The sequence below is a fragment of the Bacillus sp. MRMR6 genome, from assembly GCF_001940785.1.
Taxonomy (GTDB): Bacteria; Bacillota; Bacilli; order Bacillales; family Cytobacillaceae; genus Neobacillus.
This window is the reverse complement of the sequence record NZ_MSLS01000007.1, coordinates 174,073-186,689: the sequence shown is the minus strand read 5'-3', so window position 1 is coordinate 186,689 and position 12,617 is coordinate 174,073. Positions and strand designations below refer to the sequence as shown.

General features: G+C 38.6%; 9 protein-coding genes and 1 riboswitch. All 9 genes read right to left on the bottom strand.

Annotated features, from left to right (window positions below; genetic code table 11):
• Positions 1-56: 56 nt before the first annotated feature.
• Positions 57-1,469, bottom strand: coding sequence for an aryl-phospho-beta-d-glucosidase (gene bglH, locus BTR25_RS09915; RefSeq protein WP_075687903.1), 1,413 nt, complete (start codon positions 1,467-1,469; stop codon positions 57-59).
• A 105-nt stretch (positions 1,470-1,574) separates the two neighbouring features.
• Positions 1,575-3,494, bottom strand: a complete 1,920-nt coding sequence (locus BTR25_RS09910; protein ID WP_075687902.1) for a beta-glucoside-specific PTS transporter subunit IIABC — start codon at positions 3,492-3,494, stop codon at positions 1,575-1,577.
• Between the two features lie 298 nt (positions 3,495-3,792).
• Positions 3,793-6,102, bottom strand: coding sequence for an RNA polymerase recycling motor HelD (gene helD / locus BTR25_RS09905; RefSeq protein WP_075687901.1), 2,310 nt, complete (start codon positions 6,100-6,102; stop codon positions 3,793-3,795).
• 205 nt (positions 6,103-6,307) lie between these two features.
• Complete coding sequence (locus BTR25_RS09900) at positions 6,308-6,676, bottom strand: CPBP family intramembrane glutamic endopeptidase (protein WP_254842674.1); 369 nt, start codon at positions 6,674-6,676, stop codon at positions 6,308-6,310.
• 370 nt (positions 6,677-7,046) lie between these two features.
• The gene (locus tag BTR25_RS09890; protein ID WP_303046822.1) at positions 7,047-7,301 is read right to left on the bottom strand and encodes an alpha/beta hydrolase; all 255 of its coding nucleotides are present in this window, start codon (positions 7,299-7,301) and stop codon (positions 7,047-7,049) included.
• Between the two features lie 132 nt (positions 7,302-7,433).
• Positions 7,434-7,565, bottom strand: a complete 132-nt coding sequence (locus BTR25_RS28415; protein ID WP_303046821.1) for a hypothetical protein — start codon at positions 7,563-7,565, stop codon at positions 7,434-7,436.
• Positions 7,566-7,683: 118 nt separating this feature from the next.
• Entirely contained in the window at positions 7,684-8,217 is a 534-nt protein-coding gene (locus tag BTR25_RS09885; RefSeq protein ID WP_075687898.1) for a copper resistance CopC family protein, read from the bottom strand.
• A gap of 227 nt (positions 8,218-8,444) precedes the next feature.
• Complete coding sequence (metE, locus tag BTR25_RS09880; protein WP_075687897.1) at positions 8,445-10,742, bottom strand: 5-methyltetrahydropteroyltriglutamate--homocysteine S-methyltransferase; 2,298 nt, start codon at positions 10,740-10,742, stop codon at positions 8,445-8,447.
• A 173-nt stretch (positions 10,743-10,915) separates the two neighbouring features.
• A riboswitch (cobalamin riboswitch) is annotated at positions 10,916-11,095 on the bottom strand.
• A gap of 157 nt (positions 11,096-11,252) precedes the next feature.
• Positions 11,253-12,617: a type I glutamate--ammonia ligase gene (gene glnA / locus BTR25_RS09875; protein ID WP_075687896.1), complete on the bottom strand. Its 1,365-nt coding sequence runs from the start codon at positions 12,615-12,617 to the stop codon at positions 11,253-11,255.

Sequence of the window (12,617 nt, the reverse complement as noted above, 5' to 3'; positions counted from 1 at the left end):
GCTGCTTCTTTCGTTTAGCTAAACGAAAGAAGCAGCAGAACCGTCCCCACGCTCACTTAGAGATTTTCGCCGTTTGTTGCGATTACGTTTTTATACCAGTCGAAGCTTTTTTTCTTGATTCTGTTGTTTGATCCTTTTCCTTCACTATCCCTGTCTACGTAAATATAGCCGTAGCGTTTTTTCAGTTCTGCTGTGGAGGCACTGACAAGGTCAATTGGTCCCCATGAGGTATAACCCATAATTTCAACGCCATCACCAACGGCATTTTTCATTTCTTTAATATGTTCACGTAAATACTCAATTCGATAATCGTCATTGACTGTTCCATCTTCTTCTAATTGATCAACGGCGCCAAAACCATTCTCTACAATAAACAACGGCTTTTGGTAGCGGTCGTATAAAAGGTTACATACGGTTCTAAGTCCTACCGGGTCGATCTGCCACCCCCAGTCTGAAGCCTTTAAGTACGGATTTTTCACACCTTCAAATAAATTACCAGAAGTTCTCGCTGCTTCATGCTCAGGCGCGGTACTTGTAACAAAGGACATATAGTAACTAAAACCAATATAATCAACGGTATTATTTTGTAAAAGCTCCAAATCGCCATCTTCCATAGCAATGTTGATATTATTATTCTCAAAATAATTCATTATATATGTTGGATAATAACCACGTGATTGAACGTCCGAGAAGAATAATGTTTTACGATCCTGTGTTAAAGCAGCAAACATATCCTCTGGTCTTGAGCTGTAAGGATAGGTAATCATTGACGCAATCATACAACCAATCTGGGACTCAGGAATAATTTCATGACCAGCCTTAACAGCAAGAGCACTGGCCACAAATTGGTGATGTGCTGCTTGGTAAATATCCTGCTCATTCTTCTGCCCGTTTTCAAATAACAGGCCTCCGCCAGTAAATGGAGCATGTAATAGTACATTGATTTCATTAAAAGTCATCCAGTATTTTACTTTATCCTTATACCGGCTAAAAATAGTCTTAGCAAACTCTTCATAGAAATTTACCACTTGGCGATTTTTCCAGCCCCCATAGTTTTTGACAAGGCCAACTGGCATTTCATAGTGGGATATGGTAACAACAGGTTCTATATTGTATTTTTTTAATTCATCAATCATATCATCATAAAATTGTAAACCCGCTTCATTTGGCTGTTGATCGTCCCCATTAGGGAAAATACGAGTCCACGCGATTGAAAAGCGAAAAGATTTAAAGCCCATTTCAGCAAATAAAGCAATATCCTCTTTAAACTTATGGTAAAAATCAATACCTTCATGATACAAATTAAATTGTGTCATCGAAAAATCAGGTGGGCTCATAATACCATTAGGTGAAACATCTGCGGTAGATAATCCTTTGCCATCTTCCTGATAAGCACCTTCTAATTGGTTGGCAGCAACCGCCCCGCCCCATAAAAACCCGTCAGGAAATTTCCTAGTTTTATTGTTCATCTGATATCCCCCTTTATAATCTTTAATACAAAACAGCATCATTCAATTACAATCCTCTTAATAATAGTTGGTGAGAAATGTATCATAAGTACAGACAGCCCTAACCTATTTAGCTTTTACCTCTATTAAACGATCACCAGGCTTTACCGTTTTCACTGTACTTATATCCAATTGTTGGTATTGATCATGATTAGTGACAATGATAGGGGTCGATACACTATATCCCGCTCCCTCTATCCCTGCAATATCAAACTCAATCAGCAATTGTCCTTTCTCCACACGTGCTCCTTGAGAAACATGGGCCGTAAAGAATTTCCCATCTAATTCCACTGTATCCATACCGATATGAACCAATATTTCCGCACCCTTATCTGAGGTGAGGCCAATCGCATGGTTAGTTGGAAATAATGCTGATACAGTTCCAGAGACCGGAGCAAACAACTTTCCTTCAGAAGGCTCAATGGCAACTCCCTTTCCAAGTGCACCTGAAGAAAATGCCTCGTCCTTAAGTAATGACAATGATGTAACTCTCCCTTTAAATGGGCTGAAAATAACCTCACTGCTAAGTCTGACTCCAGCTTGATTTTGTCCAGCTGCTGCTGCTGGAGTATCCGACACTTGAGCTGACTCTTTTCCTTTACCGAGTCCAAATAGAAGTGTAAGGATAAAACCTACGATAAAAGCAACAACCATTCCAATAATGGCTCCCCAGAATCCTAAAGTAAGTCCTCCTGCAGGATCAATATAGGTTGGTATCCCGAAAATCCCCAGGCCGCCGACCATATAGATTTGTGATTTACAAAACCCTAGAATCGCACCACCAACCGCACCACCGATACAGCTTATAATGAAGGGTCGTTTTAATGGAAGAGTAATTCCATATATCGCTGGCTCTGTCACTCCAAAAATCCCTGAAATAAATGCCGGGACACTAAGGGTTTTCAATTTTTGCTCCTTGGTTTTTAACCAGACACCAAGCACAGCACCAATCTGTGCAAAGGATGCACCGAACATAGTTCCCAATACAGGATCTGCCCCGTGTACAGTAAGATTATTGATGGCAATCGGAACAAGTCCCCAATGTAGTCCAAATATTACAAATACTTGCCAAAAACCACCGACAAAGAAACCAGCAATCATTGGGCTGAGATTATACAGCCATAGCGTAGCTTGTCCTAAAAGAACTCCTATCCATGTAGCAATTGGTCCAATCACAAGGAACGTAATCGGTACTGTAATTAGTAATGTGAAGAAAGGGACTAGAAAAGCCTTTACGACATCTGGAATGACATTTCTTAACCATTTTTCAACTTTAGCTCCGAAAAAGGCCGCTAGAATTACTGGAATTACCGAGGAGGCATAGCTCATTAAGATAACCGGAACTCCCAAAAAAGTTATATGTACCGGCGACTGAAAAACCGTACCGGAAAATAAGGTGGTAATCGGTTCTCCTGAAGTCAGGGTGCTTAAGGTTGGGTATACCAGTGAAGCACCGATTGCCATACCAATAAAGGGACTGCCTCCAAACTTTTTAATCGCCGTATATCCGAGGAAAATTGGGAAGAAATAAAACAGACTATCACCAATCGCGTTTAGGATTTGGTATGTACCAGACGTTGGTTCTAACCAGCCTAATGCTGTAAATAAAGCATTAAAACCTTTAATCATCCCTGTAGCAGCTAGGACCCCTAGAATTGGAGTGAAAATACTAGCTATAATATCAATAAAACTTGACTTTTGTTTGTCAGCATTCTCATCATCAGCAGCGGACTGAGAATGGAAACCGCCAACATCGACAACCGCTTTGTAAACATCTGGGACATGGTTTCCAATGACTACTTGATACTGACCGCCGCTTTTTATAACAGTGACAACGCCTTCCATATTCTTGATCGCATCAGTATTTGCCTTCGTCTCATCCTTCAGTTTAAACCGTAACCGAGTAATACAATGAACAACACTATTGACATTCTCTTTCCCGCCAACATTCTTAACTATATCTCTGGCAAGCTGTTCATACTTCAAAAAAGTCCCGCCTTTCTATCTCAAATTAGATGAATTTTTTTAAATACCTTAATAGAATTTACTATTGGTTAAATATTATTCTTTGCAATTGGGAGTTCATTATGGATAAAAAGAACTACTTTCCCATCCCCCTTAGCAGAGAAAGGAAATTAGCTCTTTTACGTGTTTACATAACAATATTATATAAAACCTATATTTTTCATGGACAATTGGCCTTAGTAAACACAAGACAGGTACAGAAGCCTGATCAAAACTAAAAAAGACAGAATGTGTTTAGGCATTCTGTCTCTTTATTTCGTTATACGAAGGAAGCAGAAGAACCGTCCCCGTGCTTCAATAATAGGTCCTCTGGTTCTTTTCCGTATAGGTATAGTTTATGCATAGGTCTTGTCATGGCGACATAGAGTAGTTTGATGTCAAGTTCTTCTTCTCTGTAGGTTTCTTCTAGGGTGAGGATTAGTACGGCGTCAAATTCCAGTCCTTTGGAAAGGTAGGAAGGTAGGATGACGACGCTTCCCTTTTTCATGTCTTGTTTTTCTTCAAGTAACTGGATTGGAAGATTGCTATTTTCGAGCATTTTATATATTCTTGAGCATTCATGATCGGTTCTGCCGATAATCGCAATAGAATTCAGCTCTTCTTCTTTTAGTAAGTGTATATCATGTTCAATTATTTCTTTTACCTGCTTCAGGTTGTCAGAATCTATTTTGGTAAAACGAGGTTTATCACCGTGCCGTATGACTGGCTGTACCTTAGGCAAATCCTTTTTCATAATCGAAAGAATGTCGTTTGCCAGTTCCATAATTTCAACCGTTGTTCTGTAGCTTTTTTGTAAAGCTTGATAATTGGCATTGGGGAAGATGTCATTTACTAATGGCTCCCAGCTGTTTAATCCCCGATAGGAATGAATACCTTGGGCTAAATCTCCCACGATTGTAAACAAGTCTGTTTCAAAGCCTACCTTTAATGCAGCAAATTGAAAATAGCTATAATCCTGAGCCTCATCTATGAAAATACTCTTCATTTTATAGGCCTCTTCAATTCCCTCTAGTTTAGCCTTCATGTAGAATAACGGAGCTAAATCCTCTAATTCAAGTGCATTTTTAGCAAAAACCCTTTGGCAATACTGGCTTAATTTCCTGCATTCAATTTCAGATAGAGTAACTGTATATTTTTCCAGAAGTTCAGCTGACGTCATAAGTTCCTTATATAAGTTAAAAATATCTTTTTTTATAAAAGGTTCCATATAATTTTTAATTGCTGCCTTCGCCTCTTGCTCTACCGCACGTATCCTTTTTTCCTTTGTATCCATCAAGGAGACGACCTTTTCCCTTCTTTTATCTGCATCCAGCCTGGTACTGTAAAGAACCCGATCTAAGGCATCGTCATATTTACTGTTAATTTTGTTGAGGATAAGGGGCTTCTTTAATCTTATATCGTTGGTTAATAAGTTTTTAACTTTATCCAGTCTCTTATAAATAGGGAGATATTGAAATTCTTTTAAAAAAAGTTTCTTTATCTTTTGCCCTCTCATTAGCAACGATTTTTCAATGACGAAATCCTGTGAGGGTGCTAAAGTAGATTCAATTTCCTTCAAGTAGTTATCAATTACGTGCATAAACTCAAGCGAACCTTTATAACTAGAAACCCTTTGAATCCATTTTGACTTATCGTTCCCTTTGATGAGTGTCATTAATTTAGAATTAGGAGATAATAGTTTTACTTTTTTCCCTAAACAACTTCTCATAAATTCTGTATAAGTGGTCTGCTTAATCTTATTTACTCCTAGATCCGGCAGAACCGCTGAAATATAATCAATAAATAATCGATTGGGTGCCAAAATCATTAATTTTTCTGGGGGAAAGCGATATCCAGATGAGTATAGAAAGTAGGAAATCCGATGCAGTGCAATCGTTGTTTTTCCGCTGCCCGCAGCACCTTGAACAATAATAGGATGTTTAAGTGAAGCACGAATGACTTCATTTTGCTCATTCTGAATCGTGGCAACGATTTCTGTTAATCGGTTATCCGCTTTACCGGATAATGATTTCTGCAGCAATTCATCATGTGTGGTTAGGTCGATATCTCTGATTTCCTTTAATAAACCTTCTTCGATTTCATACTGCCGCTTTAAGGATAAATAGCCGCTTTGCGTTTCACCATATGCATCATAGGTTACGTCCCCAAGCCGTCCATCATAATAAACATTCGCAATCGGCGAGCGCCAATCAACAATAATTGGGGTCTGATTTACACGGTCAAAAAGAGAGGCTTTCCCAATATATAAGATCTCTTCCTTGGAATCTCCGCTAGTGGTGAAATTAATTCGCGAAAAGTACGGTTTTCCAATGACGCTAGCAAGCCTTTCCAACTCACTTTCCGCAAGTTCTAGATATTGAGCATTCGTGAGAAGGGTCATGTAACTTAAACTACTATCAGAAGTATCCAGGTCCGCAAAGGCTTCCTTCAAATTCTCAACAAACTGTTCCTTGTTTCCCTTCGACATTTCCAAAACGCTTTTAATATATTCCTTTGTAAACTCTAATCGTTCCACTTCAGCCTGATAATCTTTATGTACCCGAACCGATACTTGCTTTTTAGAACCCATCCTATCATCACCTCACAAAACAATGGAGCTATATTTTACCACTTGGAAAGTTTTGGTGCAATAGGGGTGCAATAGGGACGGGTCTTATCATAGTCGCATGCACACAAGAAGTTTATTGAAATGCTTTTTGCAGATTGATGAAGACAATCTTTTCAATAGAATAGCTAGACCAAAATAAAAAGGCGAAGTCCTAATGGATTTCGTCTTAAATCATCCCAAACATTTTAAATCCGATGATAACGATAGCTACGTCTGCAAAGAGGTGAACAATCCAGGAGTTGATGAAGCTATTGGAGTTTCTGTTCAGCCAATTAAATAAAAAGCCTACTGCAAAAAGACCGAATAACGCAAGAAATAAGATTTGTAACTCAAACCAAGTAGCGAAAATAGCCAAATGATAAACAGAAAACAACAAGGATGAAAATATATAGGCTGTTTTTTTCAACCCATGTTTATATAAATTCACAAAAATAAAACCTCTAAAGAAAAATTCTTCTAAGAAAGAATTACCTAGAGTTATATACAAGGCAACAAACAGAAAGATAGAGGGTGTTATGTTAGAATTTTCCTGCATTTCGTTTGCAATGGATTGGAAATCGATGAAATCTTTCAAAATCCAATATGCAATAAATATAATTGAAAAGGCAAATAAACCAAACCGAGGGATATTTTTAAATCCCTTTTGTTGGTTGACCTCAAGTTAAATAAACTTTTTTTGATGGAACTTCGAATAATAAAGAAATACAACAAAGGAATACCGACAAATAGAACAATTTTTGTTCCCGTTTTAATAAAATAGTCAACGATCAAAATTTGTTCTACCCAAAACAAAAGTAGACAGGAAAGGAATGAAACAAAAATAATGATATGATTCTTACTCAAAATATCACCCTTTCATAACAGCGAGTACCCATCAAAGGAAGCATTAGAACCGTCCCCCTGATTTATTGTTCTAGAAATGCCTTTAGTCTTTCCTTGTATTCTTCTTCGGCTACGGTGTAGGCTTCTGTGTGACCGGCCCCTGGGACGATCCACAGTTCTTTCACACTATTTGCAGCCTGCTCTATTTCGTAGGCCATGCTAGTTGGTACTAATTCATCTTTGTCTCCGTGGATGATGAATAATGGAAGTTTGTTTTTCTTTACGCTTTCGATTGTAGATGCTTCTTCAAATGTGTAGCCTGCTCGTAGTTTTGTAATGAAGCTTATAGATCTATTCTAATGGAAGTTTATCATATTATCATAGCATAATGACAAATGACTGGAATCTATTCCATTGTAAACAAAATAAAAAAGCCCCTCAGGGCCCTTTTTTTCTACAAGAGAAATATTTTAAAACCACAATCTTTTATCATAATCATATTCTGATATATCGAAACTCTCTTCCGTTTCTACTTTGGGGCTGCACTCTTCACAAGGTTCTTCTGTCTGGTTATGTTCACATTGTTCAATTAAAAGTTCCATGGTTTGTTCCCCTCCCCTAGTTCATAACTCTATTATAATGTAAACGGTTACATTTGTAATGTGTATATATTGGAAAATACAACAACGATACCTCCTAATGAAAGTATCGTCGCGGAATCTACTTTTTATTTTTTCGTAAAACCAAGATAATACCTATAGCGAATATAACCATAATAACGGCAGGAATAAATACAATCTTCCAATCAAATAATGATTCGTTATTGTCAATTTTGTTACTCTCTTCTTTTATAGGCTCCTCAATTACTGTTGGTTCATTGATTTCAGGAGTTTGTTCGACCACTTCCTGCTTCTGTACTGAGAAAGGGATTTCCCCTTCGATGATGTGGCCGTCTTCCCCTACTATATTCCATTGAATGACATATTCACCATTTTCAAGAGGTTCTGATAGTGTGCCTGTCATTTGCTTGTCTAGGGGTTCAACGCCTGCAAAAGGTACCTCTACGCCATCCTTTTGTAACGTCATTTTACTTAACGATTCAATTTTTCCACCAAAATTTAGAACAATTTCTTGTAGGTCTGCTGTTACAACTTGGCCAGATTCAGGATTCGACGAAGTTAATTCTGTATGTGCACTTACAATCGTTGGAATTACTATTAACATACAAAAAAGGACGAAAGTTAGTTTTTTCATGGTTGTATCTTATCTCCCCTTCAATCTAATATTTTCACCTTACTAATAATGAATTATTAATAATAAATTATCAACTATAAACACCTCAGCCATTACTTTCGGTGACTTATATCTGCTAGAGCACAGAGATTGGGAAGATAAAGTAGCAAGCGGACGTTGGGACCCTTTAGCCCTATGTCCGCTTTATCACAAATAATTAAAATCCTAGTTTTCGACCCATGCAACACTCAAAAAAATGTTACATTTCCAACCTGCTCACGAAGAAGTTTTGTTGATTTCACCATATTTTTTAAAGAGGCGACCGTTTCAAACTCTCTTCTAGTTTTTAAACCGCAATCTGGATTAACCCAAAACTGATTGACGTTTAAAACTTGTAAACTTTCTTGCATAATCGTCAGCATTTCGTCTATAGACGGTATACGTGGACTGTGAATGTCATAAACGCCAAGTCCTATTCCATTTCCATATGGATGTTTTTTAAGTGATTCTATTAATTCTCCATGACTGCGAGAAGTTTCAATAGAGATCACATCGGCTTCAAGTGCGCGAATAGGCTCAATAAAGTCATTAAACTCACAATAGCACATATGTGTATGAATCTGTGTTGAGTCCTTGACCTGTGAAGTAGCCAAACGGAACGATTTTACCGCCCAATCCAAGTAGTGCGGCCAATCTTCTTTTCTTAATGGCAGACCTTCACGTAAAGCGGGTTCATCGACCTGAATAATGCTGATACCCGACTCCTCAAGACATTGAATTTCCTTGCGCAACGCTAAAGCAATTTGGTAGGCTACTTTTTCTCTTGAAAGGTCGTCTCGGACAAATGACCAATTAAGGATGGTTACAGGTCCTGTCAGCATGCCCTTCACAAATTTAGCAGTCTTTTCCTGTGCTGCTTTAGTTTCTTTTACAGTCATCGGTGTATGCCATTGGACATCGCCATATATGATCGGCGGTTTTACACAGCGAGAACCGTAGGAAACCACCCATGCCCGTTCAGTAAAGGCGAAACCGTCTAGCTTTTCTCCGAAGTATTCTACCATATCCGTTCGTTCAAATTCTCCGTGGACGAGCACGTCTAATCCAATTTCTTCTTGTATACGGATCCAACGAGCTGATTCCTGCTCAAGGAAGTCAGCATACTCCTTATCAGTGATCTCTTTCTTTCGCCAAGCACTTCGTTTTCGCTTTACTTCTTCCGATTGAGGTAAGCTGCCAATTGTGGTAGTTGGTAAAATTGGTAATTTGAGTGCTTCTTGTTGAATACGTTGACGGGTTTCAAATGCTTGATTCCGTTTAAAATCATTCTCGTCTATTTTACGAAGTGACTCCCCTACTGCTGTATTATTACGCACTTGGTGTTGTTCCAACTCAATGATCGCCTGCATACTCTCGCTGATACTACTCTTGCCTTCCCAATTTGGTTTTTGTAGATAGGAGGTAATTTGCGAGATCTCTACAATTTTCTCATCCGCAAAGGACAGTGCATTCTTTAATGTTTGATCAAGTTTATGTTCTAGCCTTGTTGTAATGGGAACATGCTGTAAGCTGCAGGAGGATTGAATCCAAACATCACTTGCCTTACTAAGTTGTATAATCGCCTGAACTGTCTGTGCTTTTTCCTCTAAGTTAGCCCGCCAAATATCTCTGCCATTGATTAAACCGATTCCTAATACCTTTTCTTCCGGAAAACCAAACTGACGTAGGGACGCCATATTACGCTCAGCTCCATAAACAAAATCCAATCCGATTCCTTGAACCGGCAATTGAACGATTTCTTCGTAGCCTGATACTGCCTCAAAATAAGTTTGAAGCATGATCTTCGCTTCTGGTACTGCCTGGTTGAGCTGTCTATAGATTTCTTGAACAAGTTGGACATCCTCCTTAGAAATCGATAAAACCAGCCCAGGCTCTTCTAATTGAATCCATTCTGCTCCCGCAGCAACAAGTTCTTTAACCACTTGTATGTAAAGGGGAATTAATTTCAAAATAAATCCAGGCAGATTATTTCGGCCATACCCTTTCGTAAGTTTTAGGAAAGTGTACGGTCCAATCATGGTAGGTCTAGCAAGGATACCTAGTTCTTCCTTTGCTTCTAAAAACCACGTAAGAAGAGTATTTTGTGTCAAACGCAGCAATTGGTTTTCGTATTCTGGAACAATGTAGTGATAATTCGTGTTGAACCACTTAGTCATTTCACATGCTACTGAATTATTTGATCCTCTTGCCATAGCATAGTATGTAGAAAAATCAACTTCCTGCGATTTCCAGTTGTATCGTTTAGGGATTAAACCAAACATAACTGCTGTATCAAGGATACGATCGTAGAACGTGAAATCTCCTACTGTCACCATTTCAAGGCCCAACGATTGCTGTCGTTTTAAATTTGCCAATCGTAATTTCTTCATCTCTACTAAAAAATCCTCTTCAGAGTAGCTATTCTTCCAATAAGCCTCCAGGCATTTTTTCCATTCACGGTTTTCACCAATATATGGATATCCAATTACCGTACTTGTTACATTCATTCCAATTCCTCCTTAAGCATAAAAAAACCATTTTCCTATAGGAAAATGGTTTGGTTTATTAACATCGAGTTAAAGTGTGATTTTTTGATGCGTGATTTTCACATCATTACTATTACTCGTTTGTCGCACAGTGCTTACTTGCACTTTCCACCCCCTATTTCCACGTAGGTACTTGGTGTGTACTAAAATTGGCAGGTCTCCTGGCTCATCATCAATGCTGATTTGCACCTTCCCGTTTTCACAGTGGTATAGGCAAATCGCTCCGATTTACAGTTGCGGGACAGCGTCGGATTTTCACCGATCTTCCCTTTTAAGCCAAGCCTCAGCTTGGCACCAACTTTTACACGATATTCAATTTTGTAGTAACTATAGCATAGTTCTGAGAAATTTTGTTTAAAAATTTAGAAATATTATTTATTTTTTTACAAATAGAGGTTTGAGGTAACCAGCAACCTCTCAACTATAAAAAAAACGGACCGGGCATTTAATGGCCCCGCATCCGCTTTTTCACTAGAATTTAGAATGATAGTTATCGATTTCCCATGCATGTACAGCTGTACGGTAGCTGTCCCATTCTGCTTTCTTCATGGAAACATATTCGCTATAAACATGTTCCCCTAGTGTGTTGGCAGCAATTTCTCCTGCTTCCATTTCCTTAACTGACGCTGCTAAGCTTCCAGGCAGGCTGTCAATGCCACGGAATGCTCTTTCTTCCTCTGACATATGGAAGATGTCTTCATTAATTGGTGCTGGTGCTTCTAATCCTTTTTCGATACCGTTTAAACCAGCCGCTGCGATCACAGCAAAGGTTAAGTATGGGTTAGAAGATGGATCCGGACAGCGTAATTCCACCCTTGTCGCCAGGCCTCTTTTTGCCGGAATTCGGATAAGAGCTGAACGGTTCGAAGCAGACCAAGCGATATAACAAGGAGCTTCATAGCCAGGGACTAAACGCTTATAAGAGTTTACTAGAGGGTTTGTTACAGCCGTAAAACTCTTCACATTTTCTATTAAACCAGCAATAAATTGGTATGCCTTATCTGATAATTGTAACGAATCTTTAGGATCGAAAAATAGATTTTCATCACCCTTAAAGAATGACATATTAACATGCATCCCTGATCCATTTATTCCGAACACTGGTTTTGGCATGAAGGTCGCGTGTAAACCGAATTTTTTCGCAACGGTCTTCACCACCCACTTATATGTAGTTGCCAAGTCTGCAGCCGTAAGAACATCTGCATATTTAAAGTTAATTTCATGCTGTCCTTCTGCTACTTCATGGTGAGAGGCTTCAATTTTAAAGCCCATCGCTTTAAGAGCACGGTAGATTTCTAAGCGAACTCGCTCGCCAAGGTCATGTGGAGATGGCTCGAAATAGCCTGCTTTATCACTAAGTTCTTGGGTGGCATATCCATTATCATCTGTTTTGAAAAGGAAGAATTCCAACTCGGGGCCGACTGAAATGGTATAACCTTGATCTGCCGCACGCTCTACTGTTTTCTTTAAAACATTTCGTGTATCCCCTTCAAATAGGGTTCCATCCGGGTTCACTACAGAGCATAAGAATCGTGCTTCTGAATAGTCCCCTTCTACCGTCCACGGAAGAATCGCAAATGTGGTTAAATCTGGTTGAAGATAAAGATCAGATTTATTAATTGGTGAAAAACCTTTAATAGAAGAACCATCAAACATCATTTTACCTTCTACTACATCCTCTAATTGCTCACTCGTTACTGTAACGTGTTTAAGGATTCCTTCAATGTCTACAAATTGTAAGTGTAGAAGTTCAACACTTTTTTCTTTGATTGTTTCTTTAATTTTTTCTAAAGTTGTTAGAGCTATAGTTGCATTTGAATTTAATGTTTCTGCCAC

Excerpts from the sequence above, each read along its gene's own strand:
- bglH (WP_075687903.1), bottom strand. The coding sequence starts at position 1,469 with ATGAACAATAAAACTAGGAAATTTCCTGACGGGTTTTTATGGGGCGGG.
- helD (WP_075687901.1), bottom strand. The coding sequence starts at position 6,102 with ATGGGTTCTAAAAAGCAAGTATCGGTTCGGGTACATAAAGATTATCAG.
- BTR25_RS09900 (WP_254842674.1), bottom strand. The coding sequence starts at position 6,676 with ATGCAGGAAAATTCTAACATAACACCCTCTATCTTTCTGTTTGTTGCC.
- BTR25_RS28415 (WP_303046821.1), bottom strand. The coding sequence starts at position 7,565 with ATGGAACTTTTAATTGAACAATGTGAACATAACCAGACAGAAGAACCT.
- BTR25_RS09885 (WP_075687898.1), bottom strand. The coding sequence starts at position 8,217 with ATGAAAAAACTAACTTTCGTCCTTTTTTGTATGTTAATAGTAATTCCA.
- metE (WP_075687897.1), bottom strand. The coding sequence starts at position 10,742 with ATGAATGTAACAAGTACGGTAATTGGATATCCATATATTGGTGAAAAC.